Origin of the sequence: Sphingobium sp. (assembly GCF_048594625.1) — a bacterium.
Lineage (GTDB): Bacteria > Pseudomonadota > Alphaproteobacteria > Sphingomonadales > Sphingomonadaceae > Sphingobium.
The window spans coordinates 60121-85106 of the sequence record NZ_JBMDWL010000034.1; the positions used below are offsets into that span (position 1 = coordinate 60121).

Annotated in this window: 22 protein-coding genes, 1 tRNA gene and 1 pseudogene; 8 read left to right on the forward strand and 16 right to left on the reverse strand. The window is 62.0% G+C overall.

The window, feature by feature from the left end; all coding sequences use genetic code 11:
• Nucleotides 1-6: 6 nt before the first annotated feature.
• Nucleotides 7-813: a hypothetical protein gene (locus tag ACOJSJ_RS04790; protein WP_420143848.1), complete on the reverse strand. Its 807-nt coding sequence runs from the start codon at nucleotides 811-813 to the stop codon at nucleotides 7-9.
• Nucleotides 814-1030: 217 nt separating this feature from the next.
• Between ACOJSJ_RS04790 and ACOJSJ_RS04795 the strand changes: the two genes are divergently transcribed.
• Both ACOJSJ_RS04795 and ACOJSJ_RS04800 read left to right on the forward strand, forming a co-directional pair.
• Nucleotides 1031-3091 (forward strand): acyltransferase family protein, encoded by a 2061-nt coding sequence (locus ACOJSJ_RS04795; RefSeq protein WP_420143849.1) that lies wholly within the window; start codon nucleotides 1031-1033, stop codon nucleotides 3089-3091.
• A gap of 142 nt (nucleotides 3092-3233) precedes the next feature.
• A pseudogene (locus tag ACOJSJ_RS04800) lies at nucleotides 3234-3998 on the forward strand (IS481 family transposase).
• On the opposite strand, the gene ACOJSJ_RS04805 reads toward ACOJSJ_RS04800, so the two are convergent.
• Nucleotides 3995-5011: a hypothetical protein gene (locus tag ACOJSJ_RS04805; RefSeq protein WP_420143850.1), complete on the reverse strand. Its 1017-nt coding sequence runs from the start codon at nucleotides 5009-5011 to the stop codon at nucleotides 3995-3997. The pseudogene ACOJSJ_RS04800 and the gene ACOJSJ_RS04805 overlap by 4 nt on opposite strands.
• Nucleotides 5012-5220: 209 nt before the next feature.
• Here ACOJSJ_RS04805 and ACOJSJ_RS04810 point away from each other — a divergent pair, with 209 nt between their 5' ends.
• Nucleotides 5221-5718 (forward strand): hypothetical protein, encoded by a 498-nt coding sequence (locus ACOJSJ_RS04810; RefSeq protein ID WP_420143851.1) that lies wholly within the window; start codon nucleotides 5221-5223, stop codon nucleotides 5716-5718.
• Between the two features lies 1 nt (nucleotide 5719).
• Nucleotides 5720-7261: an SGNH/GDSL hydrolase family protein gene (locus ACOJSJ_RS04815; protein ID WP_420143852.1), complete on the forward strand. Its 1542-nt coding sequence runs from the start codon at nucleotides 5720-5722 to the stop codon at nucleotides 7259-7261.
• 7 nt (nucleotides 7262-7268) lie between these two features.
• Here the strand turns inward: ACOJSJ_RS04815 and ACOJSJ_RS04820 are convergent, their stop codons facing one another.
• Nucleotides 7269-8273: a polysaccharide pyruvyl transferase family protein gene (locus tag ACOJSJ_RS04820; RefSeq protein WP_420143853.1), complete on the reverse strand. Its 1005-nt coding sequence runs from the start codon at nucleotides 8271-8273 to the stop codon at nucleotides 7269-7271.
• Between the two features lie 18 nt (nucleotides 8274-8291).
• Nucleotides 8292-9791 carry a lipopolysaccharide biosynthesis protein gene (locus ACOJSJ_RS04825; protein WP_420143854.1) on the reverse strand — a complete coding sequence of 500 codons (1500 nt, stop codon included), beginning with the start codon at nucleotides 9789-9791 and terminating at the stop codon, nucleotides 8292-8294.
• 192 nt (nucleotides 9792-9983) lie between these two features.
• Between ACOJSJ_RS04825 and ACOJSJ_RS04830 the strand changes: the two genes are divergently transcribed.
• The 3 genes from ACOJSJ_RS04830 to ACOJSJ_RS04840 all read left to right on the forward strand — a co-directional run bounded on the left by ACOJSJ_RS04830 (nucleotide 9984) and on the right by ACOJSJ_RS04840 (nucleotide 13221).
• Nucleotides 9984-11051 (forward strand): glycosyltransferase family 4 protein, encoded by a 1068-nt coding sequence (locus tag ACOJSJ_RS04830; RefSeq protein WP_420143855.1) that lies wholly within the window; start codon nucleotides 9984-9986, stop codon nucleotides 11049-11051.
• 190 nt (nucleotides 11052-11241) lie between these two features.
• Complete coding sequence (locus tag ACOJSJ_RS04835) at nucleotides 11242-11517, forward strand: hypothetical protein (RefSeq protein ID WP_420143856.1); 276 nt, start codon at nucleotides 11242-11244, stop codon at nucleotides 11515-11517.
• 315 nt (nucleotides 11518-11832) lie between these two features.
• Nucleotides 11833-13221: a sugar transferase gene (locus ACOJSJ_RS04840; RefSeq protein ID WP_420143857.1), complete on the forward strand. Its 1389-nt coding sequence runs from the start codon at nucleotides 11833-11835 to the stop codon at nucleotides 13219-13221.
• A gap of 59 nt (nucleotides 13222-13280) precedes the next feature.
• Here the strand turns inward: ACOJSJ_RS04840 and ACOJSJ_RS04845 are convergent, their stop codons facing one another.
• Complete coding sequence (locus ACOJSJ_RS04845) at nucleotides 13281-13520, reverse strand: hypothetical protein (RefSeq protein ID WP_420143858.1); 240 nt, start codon at nucleotides 13518-13520, stop codon at nucleotides 13281-13283.
• A 242-nt stretch (nucleotides 13521-13762) separates the two neighbouring features.
• Here ACOJSJ_RS04845 and welK point away from each other — a divergent pair, with 242 nt between their 5' ends.
• Entirely contained in the window at nucleotides 13763-14803 is a 1041-nt protein-coding gene (gene welK / locus ACOJSJ_RS04850; protein ID WP_420143859.1) for a beta-1,4-glucuronosyltransferase WelK, read from the forward strand.
• Between the two features lie 70 nt (nucleotides 14804-14873).
• Here the strand turns inward: welK and ACOJSJ_RS04855 are convergent, their stop codons facing one another.
• The 11 genes from ACOJSJ_RS04855 to ACOJSJ_RS04905 all read right to left on the reverse strand — a co-directional run bounded on the left by ACOJSJ_RS04855 (nucleotide 14874) and on the right by ACOJSJ_RS04905 (nucleotide 24983).
• Nucleotides 14874-15929: a transglutaminase-like cysteine peptidase gene (locus ACOJSJ_RS04855; RefSeq protein ID WP_420143860.1), complete on the reverse strand. Its 1056-nt coding sequence runs from the start codon at nucleotides 15927-15929 to the stop codon at nucleotides 14874-14876.
• Between the two features lie 287 nt (nucleotides 15930-16216).
• A tRNA-Phe gene (locus tag ACOJSJ_RS04860) sits at nucleotides 16217-16292 on the reverse strand.
• 49 nt (nucleotides 16293-16341) lie between these two features.
• The gene (locus tag ACOJSJ_RS04865) at nucleotides 16342-16536 is read right to left on the reverse strand and encodes a DNA gyrase inhibitor YacG (RefSeq protein ID WP_420143861.1); all 195 of its coding nucleotides are present in this window, start codon (nucleotides 16534-16536) and stop codon (nucleotides 16342-16344) included.
• Nucleotides 16526-17515 (reverse strand): ribonuclease, encoded by a 990-nt coding sequence (locus ACOJSJ_RS04870; protein ID WP_420143862.1) that lies wholly within the window; start codon nucleotides 17513-17515, stop codon nucleotides 16526-16528. Before ACOJSJ_RS04870 ends, ACOJSJ_RS04865 begins: the two co-directional genes overlap by 11 nt.
• Nucleotides 17516-17523: 8 nt before the next feature.
• Nucleotides 17524-18096, reverse strand: coding sequence for a Maf family protein (locus tag ACOJSJ_RS04875; RefSeq protein WP_420143863.1), 573 nt, complete (start codon nucleotides 18094-18096; stop codon nucleotides 17524-17526).
• Between the two features lie 12 nt (nucleotides 18097-18108).
• Nucleotides 18109-18327: a translation initiation factor IF-1 gene (gene infA / locus ACOJSJ_RS04880; protein ID WP_003049127.1), complete on the reverse strand. Its 219-nt coding sequence runs from the start codon at nucleotides 18325-18327 to the stop codon at nucleotides 18109-18111.
• Between the two features lie 57 nt (nucleotides 18328-18384).
• Nucleotides 18385-19674: an adenosylmethionine--8-amino-7-oxononanoate transaminase gene (locus ACOJSJ_RS04885; RefSeq protein WP_420143864.1), complete on the reverse strand. Its 1290-nt coding sequence runs from the start codon at nucleotides 19672-19674 to the stop codon at nucleotides 18385-18387.
• Between the two features lie 32 nt (nucleotides 19675-19706).
• Nucleotides 19707-20333 carry an OmpA family protein gene (locus ACOJSJ_RS04890; protein ID WP_420143865.1) on the reverse strand — a complete coding sequence of 209 codons (627 nt, stop codon included), beginning with the start codon at nucleotides 20331-20333 and terminating at the stop codon, nucleotides 19707-19709.
• Nucleotides 20330-22141: a cation:proton antiporter gene (locus tag ACOJSJ_RS04895; protein WP_420143897.1), complete on the reverse strand. Its 1812-nt coding sequence runs from the start codon at nucleotides 22139-22141 to the stop codon at nucleotides 20330-20332. Before ACOJSJ_RS04895 ends, ACOJSJ_RS04890 begins: the two co-directional genes overlap by 4 nt.
• A gap of 148 nt (nucleotides 22142-22289) precedes the next feature.
• Nucleotides 22290-22712 (reverse strand): DUF4168 domain-containing protein, encoded by a 423-nt coding sequence (locus tag ACOJSJ_RS04900; RefSeq protein ID WP_420143866.1) that lies wholly within the window; start codon nucleotides 22710-22712, stop codon nucleotides 22290-22292.
• A gap of 225 nt (nucleotides 22713-22937) precedes the next feature.
• Nucleotides 22938-24983: a M13 family metallopeptidase gene (locus tag ACOJSJ_RS04905; RefSeq protein ID WP_420143867.1), complete on the reverse strand. Its 2046-nt coding sequence runs from the start codon at nucleotides 24981-24983 to the stop codon at nucleotides 22938-22940.
• Nucleotides 24984-24986 lie beyond the last annotated feature (3 nt).

Below are 24986 nucleotides of genomic sequence, written 5' to 3' on the forward strand. Positions count from 1 at the left end.
CCCGCCCTAGGCTCCGAAAAATTCGGCCCTGCGGCGCCTGTCCAGATAACGAAGCCGTTTCAGATTGATCAATATCCGATGGGGCTGCCGCACGCTGCCCCAGTTGAAGAAATACATGCCGGCCAGCCCCGGCGATTTGCTGTGCGCGCCGCGATGGCCAATCCTGTAAACGGCGCCGCGAAAGGGCAGGGGCGCCAATGGCGTGCCGCGCTGCGCCAATATGCGCCCGATCTGCACATGGCTGCCCAGCATGGTCTTGATATAATCTTCGTCGGCATCCTCGAACCGGTCGGGCAGATCATAGAGATCCGCGCGGACCAGCAGGGACGTGCCACAGAAATTGGCGAAATCATTATGTTTGTAGAGCAGCCGCCCGCCATCGCCCCACACAAAGCCCTTCTCGACCTTCCACCCGTTCATGTCGCAATGACGCGCGACATAGCCGGTCAGATGCGCGGAAACGAAATCATCGTCGTCGACGATCATGAAGAATTTCGTATCGCGCGCGCTGAGCATGCCGCGCAGGACGCGCCGCCCCTTGTCGAACCGAAACGCGTCATAGACGGATTGTTTGTTGGCGGCGGTTATTTCGTGCAGGTCATTGGGCGGGAAATTCACATGCTCCACGCTGAAACCATCGGGCATGGGCGGCAATTGCGCCCCTTCATTGGCGACGACGACCGCGCGCCAACCGGCATGTTGCTGACCGCTGATCGACGCCATGGTCTGGCGCAGATTGTCGCATAATTTGTTCCAGTCCCTGGCATTATCCTGATGCCGGACGGGAATGATGAAGGTCAGCAAGGTCGTCATGCCGCGTCAGATACCTTCGCCAGAATTGTGCGTTGCATCATTTCCATATGTGCTTTGCCAAATCATGGCAACCACCCGTCGCCGAATGACAAATAATTATGGACGAAATCATCAGCTTTATCTTTCGGATTCAAAGCCATTCCGGTCGGCCGCTACATTTTTGCTGCACCGCCACAGAATCATTGCCTCCATGCGGAATAGCGATTAGGGTCGGCATGTGGGGAATTCAGATAATGGGCAAAACCGGTCGGGCTATATAGCGGGCATAGACGGCCTGCGTGCCATCGCCGTGCTTTCCGTCATCGCCTATCATCTTAATGAGGCGATCCTGCCCGGCGGCTTTGTCGGCGTGGATATTTTCTTCGTCATATCGGGCTTCGTCGTCACGCAGTCGCTGAACGGCCGTCATTTCCCGTCTTTAGGGTCCTTTCTTCTTCACTTCTATGCGCGCCGCCTTTTGCGGATCATGCCGGCGCTGGTCGTCATGCTGCTCGTCACGATATTGGCGACCCAATTGTTCATCCCGTCCGCCTGGCTCAGCGACACGTTCCAGAAAGTCGCCAAATATGCGTTTTTCGGGGCGAGCAACATAGCGCTGGCTCTGAATGCCGACACATATTTCTCACCGCGATCACAGTTCAATCCGTTCACGCACAGCTGGTCGCTGGGTGTGGAGGAACAATTCTACTTCATCTTCCCGTTTCTGATGTTCTGGCATCAGACGGCGAGCCGAAAACGACTGTCGCGGCGTCAGGTGGAATGGATGCTGGCCTTTCTGTCGGCCGCATCGCTGGCGGCATGCGCTGCGCTGGCGGCCTATGAACATCGCTACGCCTTTTATCTGATACCGGCCCGTTTCTGGGAATTGGGCGTGGGCATGTTGCTCAACCTGACCATGGCCGGCTGGAAGACGCCGGTTGCGGGCATGGATCATCGGCGCAAAGGGGCATTGACCATCGTTACGCTGGCTCTGCTGGCCATATCCCTCGTCATCCCCGAAACCACATTTTTCCCCTTTCCTCTTGCCCTGCTGCCCGTGCTGGCGGCGGTCGGCACGATCGTGATCATATGCGCCCTTCCGGATTCACGCATGGCGACCCTGCTGGGCGCGCGCATTCCGGTGACGATCGGCCTGATCTCCTATTCCCTTTACCTGTGGCACTGGCCGATTTTCGTGCTGTTCCGCTGGACCGTGGGGCTGGACAGCATCGCAACCTGCCTCGCCGCCCTGCTGCTCGTCGCGCTGTTCGCGATCCTGTCCTATCGGCTGGTCGAACGCCCGCTACGCCATCATAAAGGCGTCGCAGCCTTGCCCAAGCTGGCCGTCGTTACCGGATCGGTCGCCATCATCGGCGCATCGGCCTTTGCGGGCATCATCCTGTTCCGCCATCATGACAGGCTCAGCCTCAGCACGACACGCGACCACCGCGCATGGTATTCCGAAAGCGCGCGTAAACCCGACCCTGCCTTCGATCACTGCCCGCTACAGCAGGCGACGCAGCCGATGGGCGGCGGACATCTGCTCATCTGGCGCCCGCAGGGATGCAGGGCCGAATATCGGGGCCGCCTGTTCGCGGTCGGCGATTCGCATAATGTGGCCTATGCACCGATATATCGTCAGCTCGCCGCCGATCTGGGCGTGGAAGTTCGCCAATATTCGCGCCCCAATTGCGGTTATCTGAAACTGATCCGGCCGATGGAGGAAGCCAGCCCGTGCCAACCCTTTGTCGATGCCATAGAAGCGGACCTGAAGCATAATCTGCGTCAGGGCGATGTGCTGTTTCTGGCGGGTCTGCGTCTGTACAGGCTGACCGAGGAATTCGACCGATTACCCGCGCATGACTGGTCCGGGGGTGACCGGGACAAACTGGCCGCCGGAACCATGGAGGCGGAACATAGTCTGATGACACTCGCCCGCGGCACCGGCGCCAGATTGATTCTCGAAGCGCCCAAGCCCCTGTTCCGCAGCCCGCCCTTTCGCTGCTCCGACTGGTTCAATCGCAGCAACCCCATTTGCGAAGGCGGAGAGACGATGCCCCGATCGGAACTGACAGACATGCGGCAGCCGGTTTATCAGGCGATGCAGACCCTGACCGCCCGGGTGCCCGGATTGCGCATATGGGATCCTTTCCCCATACTGTGCCCCGGCAAGACATGTTCCGCGCTCGTCGACGGGCGCCCCATCTTCTTCGATGGCGATCATATCAGCGGCCACGCCAACGATGTCCTCTACCCCAGTTTCAAGGCGGAGGTGGGGAAACTGCTAGATCATCATTGAATGCAGCAGATTTTCACCCCTGGGAATATAGCGATCAACAGCCGAATATGTGACTCTGCTAAAATTCCGAAGATCTTCGCCTGGCTGTTTAGTCCCAGCATATGACGGTGTCGATTTAGCTTCATCATAGCAGAGGGCGTTATTGGGTCAGGTTCTCCACGGCAGCGCCAAGACCACGCACGCCATTCAAGGCGAGCTACAGCGATCGCAAGCTTGGGTCACGCACCTCGCGAAACGATACGGGATCAACCAAAAAGACCGTCTTGAAGTGGCGCAAGCGGCGGTCGGTCGAAGCCCTGCCGATGGGCCAAGGGAACGTCGTAGCACCGTCCTATCGCCAATGGAGGACGCTGCCATTGTGGCATTGCGCGTGCGAGCACGGCTTCCGCTGGACGACGCCTACATTGCGTCGAAGGATGTGACCCCGCATCTGACCCGCTATTCTTTGCACCGTTGCCTGCGGCGGCAGGGGATCGGCCGCCTGCCCAAGGCAGGCCAGGAGGAGCCCAAGAAGTTCAAAAGCCACGAGATCGGCTGTTTCCACATCGTTATCGCCGACCTGCGCCACGAGAGCGGCAAGGCTTTTCTCCATGTCGTTGCGGACTGCACATCAAAGCTGGTCGTCGCCCGCATTTATCACAGGGCCACCAAGATGGCGGCTGCCGGCTTCCTCAAGTCGCTGATCCGAACGGCGCCCGATGAAATCCACATCGTGCTGACTGATAATGGCGTGCAGTTCGTCCAGTTCGAGCGCGGCTCTGGGCTGATGTTCCGGCACATCTTTGCCAAGCAAATCAAGGCCTTCAGATTCAAATCCCCATATGAGGCCATCGAGCAAATCTGGAGATCGAAACCAGACATCTTTATCGTCAAGCCGCGTCATCACATGCCGGGACTAAACATCTAAACGGTTCGTTGCGACAGGATCGTTTCGAAACGGCGCGCGACATCGGCCCAGCTGGTCGCAGGGCGCACCGGATGGGAAAGCGCCCGGTCCAGCGCGGCGGCAAGGCCGTCCGGGGTATCGACCAGTTCGATCTGTTCGCCCAGCGCCAATGCCTGCGGAATGGGGGTGCTGACCAGAGCGACATTCGATGCGAGGCAATGATAGAAACGCAGCGGGTCGATAAATTCCGTCGTGACGCAATGTGTGCGGTAGGGCGCGAAGGCGACGATATAATCCGACAGCAGGCCGGGCAGATCGTCGTCGGAATAGGGACCATGATAGGAGATATTGGGATTGCCGGCGATCAGGCGGTCCAGCTGCGCCTGTATCGCGGCATCCCCCTGAGACACCCAGCCATGCACATGGAAGCGCCGATCCGGGCAGGCGGCGGCCGCTGCATGCACGAAATCGAAGTCGAACCGATGATCGATGCTGGCAAGGATCAGAATATCGTTCGGACTGACGCGTCGCTTGGGAAGCGGGGTCAGGTGCGATCCGTTGCCCAGATGGATGGACCGGGGGAAAAGCCGCTTCAGCGTATCGGCGGCATGCACGATCATGTCGGATTGCGACAGCATCAGAGCCTGGCCGATCGCACCCCGCCGCCGCCGCCATCCGCGACTGGCGTAGAGCAGGTCGTCATGCATGTCGAAACACCAGAAGCCGCCACCGGTCAATCGCAGCAGCGGCGTGATGACCGGGAAAGCAAGATTGGTGGAATTGAGAATGACGGCATGCGGATGCGTGCGCACATGTCGGCGAAAACGCGCGAATAAGCCGGGCAAAGACATATTCTCGATCCGGCCCGATGCCATGTCGGTCCAGTCCGGCCGACGTTTCAGGAAAATATAATGAACCCTGTGTCCCAGCGCGCTGAGTTCGACGGCAAGATGTCGTCGGAAATCATTGCGTGGCGGTCTGCATGTGAGGATGACGATGTCGAGGACAGGATTGTCCGATAAAGTCTTCGCCATGGCTGTTCGTCCCCCGACATGTTGCAGCGCAACGAAAAATTCATGCCCTGCACTTTCACCGAATGCAAGCTGTGAGATAAGGCCTTCCCTGTAGGCGATGGCGTGTCGATCAACGCCGACGGAAGCGCCGCAGTCATCGGAAGATTTCGCTGTCCTACAGATCCGGGATTGGAACACAAAGGGAACATTAGATCTGAAGGAGGTTTGTCATGTGCCTGTTTCGTACGATGTTCACCGCCATTCCCATGCAAATGCCCGCTTTGGGCATGGCGATGGCGGCCGCTGCTTTCGCCTTTGCGCTGCCACATCAGGCGTCGGCGCAGGTCGTCACCCTGCCGTCCGGCAGCGCGTCAGGTCAGGCGATCGGCTATGGCTCCATCGATGGCCCATTCGTGGCGGTCGATCCGTCGCATCCCTTGCCGGTTGCGGGATTGCAGGAAAAATTCGCGCTGGTGACGGCCAATAACCCGGCGGCGGCAACCATGCTCTATGGCGGCGACTATATCTTTGCGCAAAGCTGCTCTGCCTATGGCACGGTCGCGCTGGAAGTGCGCGGCCCCGACGGCGTGACGTTCCAGCCGATCGTCAGCAGGACGGCATCCGACAGTAGCGGCGGCACCGGCGTGGCGCTGGGCGCGCAGGCGGTTGTCCGGGCGACCGTCGCCGGGACCACCGCCTGCAATGTCACCCTGTCGCGAGTGCCCTGATATGAAGATCGCATCCTTCTTCGCGCCATTGCTGATATTGGCATTGTCATGGGGGGCACCGGCGGATGCACGGCCGTCACGGTTCCTGACGCGATCGGCGAACGGAGGCGGCAGCGCCTTGCCGCAACGGCCCGAAGCGGTCATCGCCTTGCCCAGCCTGCCATTGCCCGCCGGGGCGCGTCTGATGGCCTTTGGCGACAGTTTCAGCCAGTTCAATACATGGGGCATGGCGAGCGCCGGCCCGCATTTCGGTAATCGTCCATCCGGCCTGTTGGAAACCGCATGGGCAGCCGACCCGCGTTTCAATTTCGACTGGTGGTATGATGCGAACCAGCCCGTCGCCAATCAGTTTCGCATCAATGGCGCGAATCAGGGGATCGGTGGCGATCATCTGGACTGGAAATCGCCCAATTTCGCGGACGGGATGCTCAATCGTTCCCGCTATGCACTGTCGCGTCAGCCGCAGATCGTGTGGCTGAATGCCGGGACGAACAGCATCTCGTCGGGCGACAATAATGGTGAACCGGGCGCATCCACCGCGACAGGGGGCGCAAGCGCCGCTTATGTCACGGGGAAGCTGGACCGGCTGATCGACCAGTTCACGTCGCGGGGCGTGTGGGTGATCCTGTCCACCCTGTATCCGCGCGGCGACTGGGCGAATGGCAATCCGCGCCATCAGGTGTTGCGTGATGTGAATGTCTGGATCAGGGCGCAGTCCGGACGCATGGGTGTGGCGGGTGTCATGGACCCCTATGCGGCTCTGGTGTCGCCGGACGACCCCGACGATGTCCGCCCCGAATATTTTCAGGAAGGGACATCCGGCGTGCATCCCAATGTCGTAGGCGCATGGGTCATCTGGCGCGATCATCTGCGGCCGATCCTGACCGGCGCTATCTCCGCCGGTTCACAGTTCAATCAGGATGCACGGACCGCCAATCTGTTGCCTGAAGTCACGGCGCTGATGACCGGAGGCGCGAACGGGGGCAAGGGCGCGGGGGTAAGCGGGGCCGTTCCCACCGGCTTTTCGCTGGCCGCCACGCGCGGCAGTTCCACGGCCATCGCCGCTATCGAGGATGCCGGTGATTTCAAACGACTGTCCATGACGATCACACCGATCAACGATAATATGTCCACCCCCTATCACCAGTTCACGCTCGTCACGACGCCTGCGCAGGTGCCGCTCACATCGACGCTGACGGAAGGAGACTGGGTGCAAATCTATGCGCGTGTGACGACGCCGGATGCGGCGTCGGCATCCGTCATCCGATCGGCCATGACGATCCGCAACAATGGGACGACGGTGGTGGCACCCGGCTTCGCCCATAATGAAAGCAGCAGCGAATTCACGAAGGCGGCGCCGGGGCGCGGCGCCTATTGGATCACCAGCAAACCGATGCGCATCCCCGCCGCAGGGGGCAACCAGATGGTCTTCACCCTGGAAATCTATTTCGCCAAGGCGATGGCAGGTGCCTTCACGGTCAAGGTCGACAGCCTGATCGTGCGCAGGGTCGCCGATCCGCGCCCTGCGTGGAACCTGCCATGACCCAAGGTCAGGCGGCCTGACGAGGCCGGGCGACGTCGGTCGCCCACGCCATCGCATCGTCGAAGGATGATGGACGATAGGCAAGATCGGTGGTGCCGGAGAAGGCGTTCATGAACCGCCTGATCTTTCCATAACTATTGTCCAGCACCGCATGGGGAATGCCCAGCAGCAACGATATGATGTGCACATGCAGCCGGTCGGTCACGATCGCCTGCGCGCGCGAAATCTGCCTGACGCCGCGGTCGAGCCGCGTATTGGCTGCGGCGTCGAGCTTTCGGAACAGGGCATCGCCCGGACTGAAGGCCGCATATGCCGACAGGGCGCCCAAAATCTTGGCACGCTTCACCTGCGATGCGTCTTCGGTAATCCAGTCTTCCACCGGAAGCGCGGGATAGGCGCTCAGATCCTGCTCCCCGGCCTTTTCCGCGTCGGCACGCAACATCGCCAGAACCGGCGTGTCGATGGGCGACCTGCGGGCCAGCGGCCCGATACAGAATGCCATATCGGGGCAGAGATAGGTTTCGCACTGAAAACGGGCCTGCGCAAATTCAAGCGATTCCTGATCGCGCACCAGCAGGATGAAGCCCTTATGCCGTTCGATGGCACGGGCCGTCTGATCCGCCCTGGCATCCGAATGATATTTGATCGACTGGGGAAACTGGATGACCTGACGGTCGGGGAAACTGTCCAGCACCGATTCGCGAAAATCCTGATGGCCCGGCCAGACATCACCGAAATTTCCACCGCCGTGAATGAAGATCGGGCCTTCGGGCGCGGCGCGCTTCAGACGTTCGGGCGAATAGTCGTGATAGCGTGCGGCAAAATCGGGCCGCTTGCCGAAGCGATCACGCAGATAGGCCATTTCGCCGACCCAGATCGCCGAATCGCCGCAATTGCGGATGTCGGGGAAGTCCACCACAGCGATCGGTGCGTCGCCGATATAGCGGCCGATGCAGTCGTGAATCTGGCCTTGCAGCCGTGCGATCAGTTCCAGATTGGTTTCGCCGGGCATTTCAACTCCTCAACTGCGTCAGCCGACCGGCACGGAGGCTTTGACGCCGCGCCCTGCCAGCACCTTGTTCAACATCTGCAATATTTCCCATTCCGGCCCGCCGGGACGGCTGGCCAGTGCCCACAGGCCGAACATCGTTCCACCATAAACCAGCCCGCCAACCATCATGTTGACGATGATGTAGATGATCAGCGCGACCTTGCCTTCGCTGACCGGCCAGGCGTACTGGAGCGCGAGCAGGCACCCGCTCATGACCAGCACGCCGATCAGGGATCGCATATTAGCGCCGATCTGGTGCCGGACGGGCAGGTCGATGAAACGCCGTACCAGCACCATGTTGACGAAGGCGCTCAACAGGCCGGTGACGACCCGGGCGATCACCAGACCCGTCAGCCCATAGGCATAGGCCGCCGCCGCCAGCAACGGCACGCGCAGCAGCAGCATCTGGAGATCGCGCATGAACAGGGTGCGGGTTCGATCCATCGCCATGCCCAGCGGCTGGACGATGGAACCCAGCGTCTGCAATCCATAGACGCAGGACAGCGCCTGTACGATGAACACGACGGGCAGCCATTTTTCACCCAGCATGACGCGCACCAGCGGGTCCGCGATCAATGCGGTGCCGATACCTGCAGGCAGGGCGATGGCCGATACCAGCGCCTGCACCCTTTGATAGGCGGATACCAGCCGGGGACGATCATCCTTGATCGCGGAAAAGCCGGGGAAAATCGTTTGGGTCAGCGGGATCGTGGCCTCTCGCGTCGGCATCATCGCCAGATTGCCGCCCACCGAATAATGGCCGAGCGGGACCGCGCCCAGCATCTTGCCCACCAGCAGAAAGTCAAAGCGCCAGTTCAGCGTATTCACGATCTGACTGGCCGACAGCCATAGCGAAAAGGACAGCAGTTCGCGCATATGCCGGAAGGACAGGCGCGGCCGGTATGGCATGAGGGCGTAGGACAGGATGACGATGGTCGATTGCGAAACCAGCATGCTGAACACCAGCGCCCAATATGTCCGGAACAGGGTCGCCATGCCGACGCCGACGATGAAACCGGCCATTTTCTGGGCCACCAGGATCAGAAATTCCTGATGGAAGACCAGATCGCGCTGCAATATCACCCGGCGCGGATTGCCCAGGCTGCCGATGAAGACGCTGAAACCCAGCGCGATCATGACGCTGACAAGGCGCATATCGTCGTAGAAAAGCGCGATCGGATAGGCGCACAGAATGAAAAGCAGCCAGATCATCAGGCCGCGCAGCGCGTTGAGCGAAAAAGCGGCGTTCAGTCGGTCGTCGTCGGGATTGTCATGTCGGACCAGCGCCTGATTGAGCGACAATTCGGTCACCGACGTCACGATCAGCATGAATGTGGTGCCCAGCGCCACGAGGCCGAAATCGGCGGGCGTCAGGCTCCATGCCATGATGAAAAGGCTGAGCGAGGCCAGAATGTTGACGACGATCCGCGCGCCCGCCAGCCAGACGCTGCCCTTCATCATGCGGTGCGAAATACCCATGGCGGCTTACGTCCCGCCCGATCGGCAATGATGCATCATATAGACGGACGCCCCCTTCCAGATGCCGTACAAACGGCGCATTCAAGATGTCATCAAGTAATCGGAAAAGTAAACAGACTTGCCCTCGCCCCCGCAAGCGACCATGACTATCGTTGTGCGATGCACAACGATCCTTTGCCCGGTTAGGATGCAATGCGCAAGAACGAGCCGATCAATGTCACAATTTGGTGCGCTGCACGCGGCGGGATGCGCAGCGTGGTGGAGGCCTATCGGCGGGACGGTTTCGTCGCTCAGGAGAATATCCAGCTGATCGCGTCCTATGCGGACGGCGGCATCGTCCATCGCCAGATCATATTGGTCAGGGCGATGATGCGTTATGTCGCGACGCTGGCGACGCGGCGGGTTTCGCTGGTCCATTGCCATGCCGCCATGCGCGGCAGTTTCTGGCGCAAGGGGCTGTTCGCGTCGCTGGCGCGGCTGTTCCGGATACCGGTGATCCTGCATCTGCACGGTTCGGAGATGAAGCCCTTCTACCGGTCGCAACCCTCTTTCCTGCAAGCCATGATCCGGCGTCATCTGGAAAAGGCGACCTGCGTGCTCGTGCTGTCGGAAAGCTGGCGCGCTTTCATCGGGGAGATCGCTCCGGCCGCAAAGGTCGTGATATTGCCCAACTATGTTCCGCTGCCGACACGGCCCGCCGCCGATCGCACGGGAAAGACCATCCTGTTCCTGGGGCTGGTCGGGGATCGCAAGGGCGTGTTCGACCTCATCCCCGCCTTTGCACAGGTGCATCGCCGGCATCCGGACGCCCGGCTGGTGATCGGCGGCAATGGCGACGTCGCGCGCGCGCGGGCGATGGTCGATTCGCTGGGCCTTGGCGATGCGGTGACGCTGGCGGGATGGGTGGACGGCGCGGGCAAGGCGGCGCTGCTGGATCAGGCCGACATCTATACGTTGCCATCCTATAATGAAGGGCTGCCGATGAGCGTACTGGAAGCCATGGCCGAAGGTTTGCCGGTCGTGACCAGCCATGCGGGCGGCCTTCCCGAATTGATAGAGAATGGCCGCAACGGTTTGCTGGTGGCGGCTGGCGATCGGGAGGGGCTGGCGACAGCGCTGGGCAGGTTGCTCGACGATGGCGCGCTTCGGCGTGACATGGGCGATGCGGCCCGCGACCGTATAGCGCAGGGATATAGCGACAAGGTGATCCTGCCTCAGCTCGCCGCCATTTACCGGACCTGCATTGCAACCGCGCAATGAATATGGCGCGCCGGGCATATCGCCGTAACGCCTGTCGCCCGATGACAGCCGGGGCGGTCGGCCGGAATGATGCGGGGCGACCAATCGTCCCGCGACCCGCCTTCATCCATCGTCACGGTGCCTGCTGATGTCAGCCTATTATCACGACATGGCGACCTGGATCTTTCGATCGTCGGGCATGACCGATTCCATGCTGCATATTCATGCGGGACTGGCCGTCATGCTGATCGCCAGCCTGCTGTCCGGCCGCGCCCTCGGCCACCCGTTCCCCCTGATCGCGGTCGTTCTGGCCGAAGGCGCGAACGAGGTGATGGATTATCATTACTGGAACGCATGGATGCCCGATACCGCATCGGACATCATGCTGACGCTGTTCTGGCCGGTGGCGATCTTCATGACGGTGCGGCTGCGATCGACCATGGGCCGGGTCATCCGGCCATCGTTCCCCCGGCGCAGGCGCGGCTGACAGGGGCGATAGCGGTCGGGATAGCGGTCTTCCCATGTGCCGCTAAAAGCCCGTCTCGCGATTCGAATCGCTGCTGCGCTGCACGATATTTGTGCGATGCGGCGATTTTCGCCCTGCGGATCACGGTAAACGAGACCGGAAATTCCCGTGCTGATCGAAGAAAATCACGAAATTTCATCACATTAATGCAAAAGCAATAATATTAATATTGCTTTTACCGTGAATTATGAGCCTTATCGAAAAAAACAGGAGAGGCGACTGAAAAGCCAGGCAAGCCACCGGGGTCGCAGCCAGCGTAGCTTCAAAGGTGATTTAGTGTATCTTCTGAACCGGTTTTCCAAGGCTGATACCGAAATCACGGTTCCTTTGCCGGAAGCCAAGCGCGATGTTCGTCTGCGGCTCTATCTCAAGCTCATGCTGCTGGACTGCACCATTATCGGCAGCGTTTTCCTGACGGTGTCCACCCTGTTCGGAAAACAGTGGATGGCGCTCGACAAAATCAACCTGATGGCGATGGTCATCCCGATCTATGTCGGTGTCGCGATAAACGGCAATGCCTATTCGCGCCGTTCCCTCGAACGGCCTTTTCCTGCCGCGGCGCAGGCTGCGCTCAACCTCCTTCTCGCGATGCTGGCCATACAGTGCGTATTATATTTCGCGCAGATCAGCGATTCCATTTCCCGCTTCTCCTTTGGCCTTGCCATCGCGATCAGCGCCGCTTTGCTGGCGGCGCTGCGTCGGCCGTTCAGCCGCTATGCAAAGCGACGCACCGGCGGTCAGTTGACCGACGATCTGATCATTACCGACGGCGTGATATTGGGCGATCATGCGATCACCAATATCGCCGACGCCGCCATGCATAATCTGCAGCCCAATCTGCATGATCCGCAGATGCTCAACCGGCTGGGGCGATGGATGCGCAGTTTCGATCGCGTCGTTATCGCCTGTCCGCCCGAACGGCGTCATGCCTGGACGATCATATTGCAGGGGGCGGCGGTGCAGGGCGAAATCATGCTGACGGACGGCCGCAAATCGGGCGCCATCGGGCTGGGCGAATGCCTGAGCCACGACACGCACATCGTGTCCAAAGGCCCGCTTAGCGTGTCGAGCCGCATGCAGAAGCGCATGTTCGATCTGGCATTGACCATTCCTGCGGTCCTTTTCCTCGCTCCACTGCTGATATGCGTCGCGATCGCCATCAAGCTGGACAGCAGGGGACCGATATTGTTCCTTCAGGACCGTATCGGCCTGGGCAACCGACTGTTCAAAATTGCGAAATTTCGCAGCATGCGGGTGGAGCAGGCCGATAGCGACGGCACCATATCGGCCAGTCGTTCGGACGACCGGATTACCCGCGTGGGGCGTTTCATCCGCAGGACCAGCATCGACGAATTGCCGCAACTGTTCAACGTGCTGATGGGCGACATGTCGATCGTCGGCCCGCGTCCCCATGCTCTGGGATCGAAGGCGGCCAGCAAGTTATTCTGGGAAGTCAGCCATGATTATTGGCGGCGCCATGCGTTGAAGCCGGGTATGACCGGCCTGGCCCAGATTCGCGGTTTTCGTGGCGCGACCGACCGGGAAGAAGATCTGGAAAACAGGCTGACGGCCGACCTCGAATATCTGAAAGACTGGTCGCTGGTCGGAGAATTGATGATCATATTGCAGACGTTCAAGGTTTTGGTGCACCGCAACGCATTCTGAACGGCAATGCCGGTCCTGACAGTTTGCGATGATCTTCCCCTCTTTTGCAGGAAGGGCGATCAGATCAGTTTAAAGAGTATCGCAACCATGGCGAACCCGGTTGCGGCAATCGCGCCCATGCCGGTCATCCGCGATAGTTGGCGAATGCCGTCGTCCGCGATGGACATGGCGTCGCCATATAATGTCCATTCCGGCAAGATCGGCGCCAGCACCCCGGCAGCCTGATCGACGGGATCAGAAAATGCTGCGACTGCGTTGCCCGGCATATAGGCGGCATGGGCATGCTGTAACTGGGCCATGAACATCGACTTCCTGTTGTGCCCTCCCTTCCTAGTCGACAGGACTTAGCAAAAAGTAAAATGTCCAAAGCATGACAAGTCCCGCTGCCGACAATGCCAGTCGGCGACCATGCCGACCAAGTGAATCGCCAATATCACCGTCTGCATTATGGTCGTCGCCGCTTGCTGCATCGCACAAATCGACGTACAGGATGAAAGAGTTGCCTGATGGGGGGCGGCTGGCGAAATGGCGCGGGGGATTTATGCGTATTTGCCTAGCAGGGTCAGGGGGCGGCCATGTCCGGCAACTGCTGGACCTGGAATCGGTCTGGTCGTGCCATGATCACTTCTTCGTGACGGAAGATACCGCGCTGGGCCAAAGCATCGGCGGCAGGGCGCGCACCTATTATGTTCCTCATGTGGCGCTGGGTCAGGCGCGGCTGGGGCGGCCGATCCGGATGGCATGGCTGGGGGTGCTGAGTTGCTGGCGGTCCTTCAGGATCATCATGAAGGAACGACCGGATGTGGTCATCACCACCGGCGCGGGATCGGTCTATTTCGCGACCCTGTTCGGCAGGCTGACCGGCGCGCGCATCGTCATGATCGATTCCTTCGCCCGCTTCGACCATCCATCTGCCTTCGCCCGCATCGCGGCCCCGATCGCGCATTGTCGCATCGCTCAGTCGCCCGCTCTGGCGCAGGCATTTCGCAAGACCAGGGTCTTTGATCCGCTGCGGATCATCGACAAGCCGCGCGCGCCCAAAGAGGCGATGATGTTCGTGACCGTCGGCGCCACATTGCCGTTCGACCGGATGATTGCCATGGTGGCGCAGGCCAAGCGTGACGGCCTTATCCCCGAACGGGTAGTGGCGCAGATCGGCAAGGGCGCCCGGATGCCCGATGGGTTGGAGGAGGTGGTCGAAACCCTGTCCTTCGACGACATGCATGGGATGCTGGATCGGGCGGACATCGTCGTGTGTCATGGCGGTACGGGATCGTTGATCACCGCCCTGCAACATGGATGCCGCGTGATCGTCGTGCCCAGGCTGTTCGAACTGGCCGAACATTATGACGATCACCAGTCCGAAATCACATCCGCCTTCCGACAGCGTGGTCTGGTGCAGGAAGCGCGCGATGCGCAGGGCTTTGCCGATGCGCTGATTGCGGCGCGCGGTCAGGTGCCGCTCCATGCCACATCGGAGCCAAAGGCCCTGCGCAAATTCCTGACGCGGGCGCTGCCCCTGATGGTGTCTTCCCGCAAGCGTCGCGGAAAGTCCATGAGCCGGGCCAGCGCTGCGGCCTGACACTGGCGGGGCTAAGTCGGCCCTGTTGCGGACGGGTCAGGCATGGGGGCACAGGCATCAGGCCAGCGCGTCAGGCGTTGGGCACCATGTCCTGCGACGCGACCTGGTATCCCGTCGCGGCGCCCGGCGCATGCCATTGCCCCGGTATCTGGAAATCCTGAAGCGACAGCCAGCTATAATGGGTTTTGTCCCACCGGTCGACATAGGGCGACAGGCTGTCCAGCACATAGTCCCCGTCGGGCAGGCGCGCGACCAATATGGTGTGCAGGCCGACCTGAGGCTGATACACGACCGCGAATGCCAGCCGGTCCGCGGGGAATTTCTGCGCTATCAACTGGTGGCGCTTCTCGATCGCAATATCTTCGCAGTCGCCCTGCGCGCCTTTGCCGACGCCGCTGCGGCGCCACAATTCGCCACGGCTGTAATTTTCCCAGTCCGTGCGCTGCGCGACCCGGCGATTCACAAAGCCGTTGATCGTCTTGATCAGCTTCATGGCGGTCTTCTGGTCGACCGCCGTCATGGGCGCCGCCATGATGCGGACATGCACCGCGGGTTGCAGCGTCGCGGTCATTGCCGACGGAGCATCGGCTTCCTGCTGCACCATCATGCTGGCAAGGGCGGGAACCGCGCGCAGCAGTGGCCGGGCGTCGCCGCACCCCGATTGCGCGGCCTGTTCCGCCGCCTTGTTCAGCATGGTCGAAACCTGCGATGCGAAGGGATCATAGAAAGAGATGGCCGGGGGCATTTCCAGATCATGGCCTGTTATCTCGATCCGGTCATCGCGTCCTGCCATCACCGGCGCCGATGGCGCGGCATAGAAGGCGGCTGCGATGTCGCAAAGAGTCGCCGGACGGGCTGCCGGGAACGCGTCACCATGCGCCAGCGCCGATGTCGCGTAATCGCTCCACGCATTGGTTCTGATGATCTGCGACGGCTCCGCGCGACCCGACATGTCTCCGCAAAAGGCGGAGGGTTCGGATTCGCACATTTCCCGCATGCCACGCGGCGCGTCCATATTGTGCCCCAGCGACAGGAATGGCGCCTGTATCGCCTGCGCAAAGGCTGGCGATCCCGACATGGCAATAATGAAACTGGTAACGACAAACAGCTTGCGCGACAGACGCATCGTACATCCTTCGGCCCCGCGAAGCTGTTACACGGGGCGCGATTACGTCCGGGTTCAGGAAGAAGGTTGATGCCGTCTTAGGGATGTTCTTCGGCGCGAAAGAGCTATCCCGACTATGGGGATGCAAAGTCCCATAGCGGTGGCAGCGATGCGACCGATCCGTCAGGACATGGAAGATGTCATGCTATCTGGGACCGATGGTTGCCCTGCGGCGCTGCGTCGGTCAGGCGCCAGCTATGTTCGCGGACAAAAACTGTCCCGCATCACATTCATGAATATGTGGAAAGTGGTGCCCGGGGACGGAGTCGAACCGCCGACACTGCGATTTTCAATCGCATGCTCTACCAACTGAGCTACCCGGGCACTGTGTTTGGGCGGAGGCGTCCGCCCGATGGAGGCGTGCCTATAAGCGTCAATCCGCCTGCCTGTCCAGCCCATAATTTTCATTTTTTTGCATGGCTTCGTCGGCGGGCGGGCCGGGCACGCGATAGCCTTCGCCCAGCCATTGCAACAGGTCGCGGTCGCGGCAGCCGGTGCTGCAAAATGGGCGCGTTTCCGCCTGCGCCGGCTGGCGGCAGACGGGGCAGATCGCGGGTTTAGGCGACATGGCCGCCCGCCAGACCCAATGCCGCGTCCACCTTCAGGCTGATCGCGCCGCCGCGCCGTTTGGCCAGCAATTCGATCCAGTCGATCCGCTTGTGCAGCAGGTCGATGATCGCGGGCGGCGCGGTCAGGGTGGCGGGGCCGCCCTGTCCGTGGCGTTCGGCCCGCCGCAGCAGCGCCATCGCGGCCGTCCGCACCGGGTCTTCGCGCAGCAATTCCATCAGGTTCGCGCGTTCGCGGCGACGAATGATCTGAAGGAAGCCGAAGCCGTTCACCGCCGTGCGTTCGAACGGCAGCGGCAGATATTTGTCGATCTGTGCGGCGGCGATGATCCGCTCATCCTTGTTGTTCATCGTCGGCAGATCGATGCCGATGGAGCCGGACAGGCCCATGCGGCGGATCGTCTGCGCGGCGATCTTTGCGCCCTTGGGGCCAAGCTGGGCTGGCGGCAGCGATCCATCCACGTCGATCAACAGCATGGCAGGCGTCAGGAACAGGCGCAGCGCGGCCGCTTCGCTGCCGACTTCGCCGCTCATCGCCTCTTCCATCAACTCGCTCCAGCCATGCGCTTCCAGCCGGTCTTCATCATGCGCGGGGCAGGGGATGACGGGGATGTCGGTGGCGCGGATGCGTTGCAGCAGGCTGGGTCCGGCATGCGGCTTGATGCCGGGCAACGGCACGCGGCCCTTGGCCCGTTTGGGGCGGCCTTCCTCGGCGATGGCTTCGCGCAGGATTTCCACCAGCACATTCGCGCCTTCGGCCAGCTTCGGTGGGATCGGCTCCAGCAGCACTTCTTCGCCCGACATCAGGCGCACGATGCCGCGTTTGCGCGGGATGATCGTGGCGATCAGGCGGCCCTGCATCACCGATCCGGCGCGGGCATGGTCGCCCTCTCGCTCGATCAGTGCCTCCACCAGCTTGCCATGTTCGATCAGCGCCGCGCGGGCTTCGCCGATACCTTCTTCATAAAGCCATTCGGCCATGTGCGTTCCTAATCGATCGGGTAGCCCGCAGCCTTGAGCAGCGTGCGGGTTTCGTAAAGCGGCAGGCCCATGATCGCGCTGTGGCTGCCCTGTATGGTGCGGATGAGGCCCGCGGCGCGGCCCTGTACGGCATAGCCGCCTGCCTTGCCGCGCCATTCGTCGCCGGCAATATAGGCGTCGATCTCCGCCTGCTCCAGCCGTTTGAAGGTGACGATATTGGTCGACAGCCGGTGCCATGCACGGCCTTCGCCATTGACCAGTGTGATGGCGCTGAACACCTGATGCCGCCGCCCGGACAGCAGGGACAGGCAGGCACGCGCCTCATCCTCGCTTTCCGTCTTGGGCAATATGCGGCGGCCGACCGCCACCACCGTGTCGCCCGACAGGATCAGCGCGCCGGGATGGCGCGTCGCCACCACCGCGCCCTTTTCCGCCGCGACGCGCGCGGCATAATCGGCGGGCCGTTCGGCCTTATGGGGTGTTTCGTCGATGTCCGCCGGGTCGACCGCATCGGGGGCGACACCGATCTGGCCCAGAAGGTCGCGCCGTCTGGGGGAAGCCGAAGCTAGAATAAGCCGCATCAGTCCTGCGGCTTATTTGAAGCGGTAGGTGATCCGACCCTTGGTCAGGTCGTAGGGGGTCAGCTCGACAAGCACTTCGTCGCCCACCAGCACGCGGATGCGGTTCTTGCGCATCTTGCCGGCGGTGTGGCCGAGGATTTCGTGGTCATTTTCAAGCCGCACGCGGAACATGGCGTTGGGGAGAAGCTCCACAACCTGTCCGCGCATTTCCAACAGTTCTTCTTTAGCCATAATATCCCGAATTCGAAAAATCGCGCCGCCATAGCGCCAAAATGCAGAAAATGAAAGTCAGGGTTGCACGCCGAAGCGATCACCGGCTGCGGTGAGTGCCGCAAAGAGCCGATCGAGCTGATCTGTATCAAGGCAATAGGGCGGCATGAGATAGATGGTGTTGCCCAGCGGCCTTAGCAAGATACCCTGTTCCAGGAAGAAAGCGCGCAGCCGCGGGGCGAGATCGGACAGGTAGCCCGCGTCCGGCGCATCCAGGTCGATCGCGGCGATCGTGCCCAGCTGACGCGGGTTGGAAAAGGCGGGATGTAGCGCCAACTGGGCGAGGCGCACGGCGATGCCATCGGCCAGCACGGCGATGCGGCCCAGCACATCCTCCTCGCGCCAGATGGCGATATTCGCGGCGGCGGCGGCGCAGGCGATGGCGTTGGCGGTATAGCTGGACGAATGGTAGAAAAGCCGCGCCCGGTCGGTGGACAGGTGCGCGTCGAATATCGGCGCGGTGGCGATCGTCGCGGCCAGCGGGATCGCGCCGCCGGTAATCCCCTTCGCCACGGCCATGATGTCGGGCACCACGCCCGCCTGCTGACAGGCGAACAGCGTGCCGGTGCGCCCCCATGCGGTCATCACCTCATCCGCGATGAACAGCACGCCGTGGCGGCGACAGATGGCGGCCATGTCCGTCAGGACATGCGCGGGATAGATCAGCATCCCGCCCGCGCCCAATATCAGCGGTTCGACGATGAAGGCGGCGGGATGCTGCGCGCAGGCGGCCTCCAGCGCGTCGAGGCAGGCCTGCTCCCTGCCCGGCGCGGGGAAGGGGATGGTGTCGACATCGAACAGCAGGGGTTGCCACGCGGCATTATAGACGCCGCGCTCCCCGATCGACATCGCGCCGATCGTGTCGCCATGATAGCTATGTTCGAGCACGAGGATGCGGCTGCGCGCCTGCGCCAGGCCGTCCAGCGCCAGATTGTGCCAGTAGCCGAGCGCCATTTTCAGCGCGACCTCGACCGCCGTCGACCCGCTGTCGGAATAGAAGACATGGGCGAGTTCCGGCTGCCCGTTCGTTCGCGGCGCCATGTCGATCAGGCCGCGCGCGACCGCTTCGGCCGGTGCATGGGTGTAGGCGGCGAAGATCAGCTGGTCGAGCCTGCCCGCCTGATCGGCGATGGCGGCGGCGATGCGTGGATGGCAATGGCCGTGGGTCGTCACCCACCAGCTGGAAATCGCGTCGATCAGCGTGCCGCCATCCGCCAGATGCAGCGTCGCGCCCTGCGCGCGCACCACCTGCGGGATCGGTTCGTTCAGGCCATGCTGGGTGAAGGGGTGCCAGACGGGAGAGGTCATGGCGCGGCCTTACGCCTGGCTGGCCGGGATTTCTATTGCTTTGCGGCCTCGTTCTTTTTCGCAGCCTCGCTCTGATTGGCGACTACCGGCGGCGGCACGACGATGGTGGGTAGGGCGACATGCGCCTCCACCCGCCGGTTTTTCGCCCGGCCTTCGGGGTCATCCTTGCCATCTTCGGTCGCATTGGGGGCGATGGGGCGGCTTTCGCCGAGCGCCACGATGCTGATCCGCGCCTTGTCCACGCCCTTACCGACCAGATAGTCGCGCACCTTTTCCGCCCGGATGCGCGATGCGACCCTGTTGTCGCCGTCATTGCCGCGCGAATCGCTGTGGCCGCGCAGGGTGATCGGCCCGCCTTCCTTCATCGCCGGGGTGTCGATCAGCGCGTCGAGCGCCGTCTTTGCCGCATCGTCCAATGCCATGGCCGACGCGCCGAAACCGATCAGCGCGTCGGCCGGTTCGATCTTGGGTTCCTCGACCTCCGGCACGACTTCGGGGCGCAGGATGGATCGTTGCGGTTCGCCCGCATTTTCCGCGACATTGGCGGTCAGAAGATTTTCCGCCTCATGGCCTGCGGCGGTCGCATCCTTGTCGGCGGGCGGCTGACAGGCGGCAAGCGCGATGCTGATCGTGACGATGGCCGGGGCAAATCTTGTCATTCTTCCTCTCCTTTCGGCCTTTTCTGCGATGGCGGCACATAGGATAATATCGTGTCGCCCGACTGGGGCGTCGGGCGTGACGCATGGGTGAAGAAGCGCAGCGCGCCATTTTTCCGCAGCAGCAACAGCATGTCGCCATCCTCCGGCAATGCAGCGCGGGCGGCGTCGAAATCGAACTGCTCGCTGATCTTCGTCTTGCGGAAGGTCCAGCCCTGCTCCTCGCGCTGCATGATATCCTCCACGCCATGGCCGGACGCGAACAATGCGCGCCCCCGCAGCGATTCGGGCAGGGTGCGCGGGTCGTCATCGTCGCTGGCGTCGCCCAGCTGATGCACATTGTCGCGCCCGATTTCCGGCGCGAACTCGTTGCAGACCAGCGCATTATAGGCTTCGTTGTCGGTGGTGGCGGCCAGCACCTGAAACTGGGTCAGGTCCAGCCGCTCTTCGGTCGCCTCCGACAGGATCTCGCCATGATAGGTGGGGATGCCCTGATGCCGCGCGGGGGCCAGCCTCTGCCAGCTGTTATCGGCGATGGTCACCGGCACTTCCAGCTGGCGCAGCTGTCCGGCCAGACCCAGGCTGAAGGGGGTCGCCCCGACGATCAGCAATCCGCGCTCCGACGCGCCGGTGACTTTCAGCAGGCGGGCGACCGCCTTGATCGAAAAGCCATGGGCGACGATGGTCGCCACCACCACGGCAAAGGACAGGGTGACGAGGATCGACCCGTCGCTATAGCCCAGCCGATCGAGCCGCAGCGCGAACAGGCCGGAAATGGCGACGGCCACGATCCCGCGCGGCGCGATCCATGCGACCAGCAACCTTTCGTTCCAGGGCACGCGTGTGAAGGCGAGGCTGAGCAGCACCGTCGCCGGGCGGACGAGGAACAGCAGCGCCAGCAAGAAGCCGAGGAAACGCCATTCGAACTGGCGCAGGACATTGAGGTCGAGCGAGGCGGACAGGATCACGAACACGCCCGAAATCAGCAGGACGGTAACATTTTCCTTGAACGGCTGAATATCGCGCAGAGAATCGAGCCGCATGTTGGCGAGCGCGATGCCCATCACCGTGACGGCGAGAAGCCCGGTTTCCTGCTGGATCATGTTCGACCCCACGAACACGCTGATGACCGCGACCAGCAGGACGGGGGCTTTGAGATATTCGGGCACATAGCCGCGCGGGAACAGCCAGCCGATGATGCGTGCGGCGATCCATCCCATCAGGCCCGCAACGATGGCGGCCGCGATCAGCGACACGATGACCGATGCCAGCGTTCCGCCTTCGCCCGCGCGCCGCAGATATTCATAGGTGACGACGCCCAGCAATGCGCCGACCGGATCGTTGACGATCGCTTCCCATTTCAGGATGGCGCGGGGGCGGGCGGCGACGTTGGATTGGCGCAGCAGCGGCAGCACCACGGTCGGTCCGGTGACGACCAGTATCCCGGCGAACAGGATGGCGACTGGCCAGACCAGCCCGGCGATATAATAGAGCGCCAGCGATCCCAGCACCCAGCCGATGGGCGATCCCAGCAGGACGAGCCGGGTGACCGCGCCGTCGGTCTTGCGCAATTCGCGGAAATTGAGGCTGAGGCCGCCTTCGAACAGGATCAGCGCAACCGCGACCGACACCATCGGTTCCAGCAGTTCGCCGAACACTTCATGGGGATGGAGCAGGCCAAGAACCGGGCCGCCCAGAACTCCGGCCGCCAGCATCAGCGCAATGGCGGGCCATCCGGTGCGCCAGGCGATCCACTGCGCACCGATCCCCAGAATGCCGATCAGTGCGATGGACAGGGCCTGTTGCTGCATCGCGGCAGAATAGACGGGGCAAACAGCTCGCGTCACCCCCCGATATTTTTCCAATATTCGGGAACAATCGCGCCAACCAGACGTGCTCGGCGTCAGGCGCGCATGAAAAAAGGGCCGGTCAATGACCGGCCCCTCATTCTTTTGTCGCTTATTGCGGCGGCTGACCCGGCGTGGCGGGCGTGGTTGGAGCGGCGGGTGCCGCAGGCGCCGGCGGCGCCGCTGCCTGAATGCGCTGCTGGAGCGCCGGATCGGCGGCGGCGGCCTGACCGATCTGGTTGAACTTTTCAGGCGGCATGCCCGAAGCCTGAAGCGCCGCCAGCATCTTGGGCTGCTTGTCGGCATCGGCGATCGACGTGTCCGCCTGAATCTTCGTCACTTCGACGGCCGCGGCGGCAAAGGCCTTGATGTCGGCATCGCTGAAATTGCTGGCGCCAGCGGCGGGCGCAGCCGGAGCGGCAGGCGCGGGAGCGGCGGGTGCAGCGGCATCCTGAGCAAGCGCGGGATAGGCAGCCAACAGAGCGATCGACGCCATGCCGGTTTTCAGGAAAGCGGTGGTGTTGAGACCCTTCAACTTTTTTCTCCTCTTGATCGATATGCTGAATAAACAGACGACCAAGCTGTTGAAATCGTTCCGGGCGGGAAAGGGCGCAACGGCGGACCGTGCGATTCAAGGGGTAACGCGACTTGTCAAAACGCTTCGTCCCGCAACAGGCGCGGTCTGCCGCAGCGTTTCTTCGCAGTTGCGGAATGAACGCCGGTCCGGACTCGTAAGCGAGGCCGGACCGGTATTGCGCGGTTACCAGATCTTCACGCGATCCTTGGGCGCCAGATAGATTTTGCCGCCCGGCGCGGGCTTGAACGCATCATACCAGGCATCGAAATTGCGCACGATGTCGGTGCGATATTGCGACGGCGCATGCGGATCGGTGACGAGCCGCTGGCGCAGGTTCGCCTCGCGATAATTGCGTCGCCACACCTGCGCCCAGCCCAGGAAGAAGCGCTGGTCGCCGGTCATGCCGTCGATCACAGGGGCCTTCTTGCCGCCCAGCGACGCATGATAGGCGTCGAGCGCGACGGCAAGCCCGCCCAGATCGCCGATATTTTCACCCATGGTGAAGGCGCCCTTCACATGCGCGCCGGGGAAGGGTTCATAGGCGTCATATTGCGCGCCCAGCTTGCCCGTCAGCGCCTTGAAATTGGCGACGTCCTGATCGGTCCACCACTGGTTGAGCTTGCCGGTTTCGTCATATTTCGCGCCCTGATCGTCGAAATGATGGCTCAGTTCATGGCCGATCACCGCGCCGATGCCGCCATAATTGACCGCCGGGTCGGCATGCGGATCGAAGAAGGGCGGTTGCAGGATCGCGGCGGGGAAGACGATCTCCACCATGCCGAAATTAGCGTAGGCGTTGATTTCCATCGGGGTCATGCCCCATTCCCACCGATAGATGGGCTTGCCCAGCTTCCCGATATTATAGTCGAAATCGAACGCATTGGCGCGCATCGCATTGCCCAGCAAATCGTCGCGCTTGATGTCGAGGCCGGTATAGTCACGCCATTTGTCGGGATAGCCGATCTTGGGGGTGAAGGCGGCCAGTTTCTTGTGCGCGCGCGCCTTGGCCGTGTCGCTCATCCACGGCAGCGCGTCAATGCGGCGGCCCATGGCGGCAAGGACATTCTTGACCAGCACGTCCATCGCCGCCTTGGTTTCGGGCGGGAAATATTGCGCGACATAGGCCTTGCCGACTTCCTCACCCAGCGATTCCTTGAGGAAGGTGACGCCGCGCTTCCACCGTTCCTCGCGTTCCGGCGTGCCCGACAGGGTGGTGCCGTAAAAAGCGAAGTCGGCATTGGCGACGGTGTCGGGCAGATAATCGGCATAGGCATGCAGGCTGGACAGCAGCAGCGCGTCCTTCAGCACCTGCACCGGCGCCTTGGCGATCAGCGCGGCTTCGCCGGTCACGGCGCTGGGCTGCGCCACCAGCAATTCGGCGGGCTTCAGATTGTTGGCGGCATAGAAGGCCGCGAAGTCGAAGCCGGGCGCGGCCTGCTGCAACTGCGCCATGGTCATCTTGTTATATGTCTTGTCGGCGTCGCGGCTGTCGACCTGCGTCCAGTGGACCTTGGCGATGTCCGTTTCGAACGCCATCAATGCGGCTGCGCGCGCCTTGGCATCGCTTTCCCCCGCCAGCGTCAGCATCTTTTCCAGATGCGCGACATAGGCGGTGCGGATCGCCGCCATCTTTTCGCCCTGATCCAGATAATAGTCGCGGTCGGGCAGGCCGAGGCCCCCCTGCATCATCGACAGGATATAGGTTTCGGGATCCTTGTCATCCTGCCCCACATAGAAGCGGAACGGACCACGAATGCCCGAACGGGCGGCCTTGGCCGCGACCTTGGCATAGGAAGCAAGGTCGGTGATGCCCTTGATCTCGTCCAGCCATGGCTTGATCGGGGTCATGCCCTTCGCCTCGACCGTGGCGCCGTCCATATAGGCGGCATAGGCATTGCCGATCTTGCTGCTCGTGTCGCCCTGCGCGCCGTCCAATATGCCCTTGGTGCGGGTGCGCGACAGGTCGTCCAGCGTGTTGAACGCGCCATAGTTGGACTTGTCGGCCGGGATCGGCGTGTTCTTCGCCCAGGTGCCGTTGGCATAATCGTAGAAATCGTCGCCGGGCTTGACCGATGTGTCCATGCCGCTGGCGTCGAAGCCATAGCTGCCATAGGTCGGCTTGGCGGTGGTCGCGGCGGCGGCCGGGGTCTTGGCGGCCTGATCGGCATGGGCGACGGTTGCGCCCAGTGCCAGCGCGGTCGCGGCGGCACCCAGAAGGATATATTTCATCAA

Bases quoted from the DNA above. Each gene is read 5' to 3' on its own strand.
- ACOJSJ_RS04830 (WP_420143855.1), top strand. From the start codon at position 9,984: ATGCGCAAGAACGAGCCGATCAATGTCACAATTTGGTGCGCTGCACGC.
- ACOJSJ_RS04820 (WP_420143853.1), bottom strand. From the start codon at position 8,273: ATGCCCGGCGAAACCAATCTGGAACTGATCGCACGGCTGCAAGGCCAG.
- ACOJSJ_RS04895 (WP_420143897.1), bottom strand. From the start codon at position 22,141: ATGCAGCAACAGGCCCTGTCCATCGCACTGATCGGCATTCTGGGGATC.
- ACOJSJ_RS04890 (WP_420143865.1), bottom strand. From the start codon at position 20,333: ATGACAAGATTTGCCCCGGCCATCGTCACGATCAGCATCGCGCTTGCC.
- ACOJSJ_RS04875 (WP_420143863.1), bottom strand. From the start codon at position 18,096: ATGCGGCTTATTCTAGCTTCGGCTTCCCCCAGACGGCGCGACCTTCTG.
- ACOJSJ_RS04810 (WP_420143851.1), top strand. From the start codon at position 5,221: ATGTGCCTGTTTCGTACGATGTTCACCGCCATTCCCATGCAAATGCCC.
- ACOJSJ_RS04855 (WP_420143860.1), bottom strand. From the start codon at position 15,929: ATGCGTCTGTCGCGCAAGCTGTTTGTCGTTACCAGTTTCATTATTGCC.
- infA (WP_003049127.1), bottom strand. From the start codon at position 18,327: ATGGCTAAAGAAGAACTGTTGGAAATGCGCGGACAGGTTGTGGAGCTT.
- ACOJSJ_RS04845 (WP_420143858.1), bottom strand. From the start codon at position 13,520: ATGGCCCAGTTACAGCATGCCCATGCCGCCTATATGCCGGGCAACGCA.
- ACOJSJ_RS04885 (WP_420143864.1), bottom strand. From the start codon at position 19,674: ATGACCTCTCCCGTCTGGCACCCCTTCACCCAGCATGGCCTGAACGAA.
- ACOJSJ_RS04835 (WP_420143856.1), top strand. From the start codon at position 11,242: ATGCTGCATATTCATGCGGGACTGGCCGTCATGCTGATCGCCAGCCTG.
- ACOJSJ_RS04790 (WP_420143848.1), bottom strand. From the start codon at position 813: ATGACGACCTTGCTGACCTTCATCATTCCCGTCCGGCATCAGGATAAT.
- ACOJSJ_RS04815 (WP_420143852.1), top strand. From the start codon at position 5,720: ATGAAGATCGCATCCTTCTTCGCGCCATTGCTGATATTGGCATTGTCA.
- ACOJSJ_RS04870 (WP_420143862.1), bottom strand. From the start codon at position 17,515: ATGGCCGAATGGCTTTATGAAGAAGGTATCGGCGAAGCCCGCGCGGCG.
- ACOJSJ_RS04825 (WP_420143854.1), bottom strand. From the start codon at position 9,791: ATGGGTATTTCGCACCGCATGATGAAGGGCAGCGTCTGGCTGGCGGGC.
- ACOJSJ_RS04865 (WP_420143861.1), bottom strand. From the start codon at position 16,536: ATGTCGCCTAAACCCGCGATCTGCCCCGTCTGCCGCCAGCCGGCGCAG.
- ACOJSJ_RS04805 (WP_420143850.1), bottom strand. From the start codon at position 5,011: ATGGCGAAGACTTTATCGGACAATCCTGTCCTCGACATCGTCATCCTC.
- welK (WP_420143859.1), top strand. From the start codon at position 13,763: ATGCGTATTTGCCTAGCAGGGTCAGGGGGCGGCCATGTCCGGCAACTG.
- ACOJSJ_RS04905 (WP_420143867.1), bottom strand. From the start codon at position 24,983: ATGAAATATATCCTTCTGGGTGCCGCCGCGACCGCGCTGGCACTGGGC.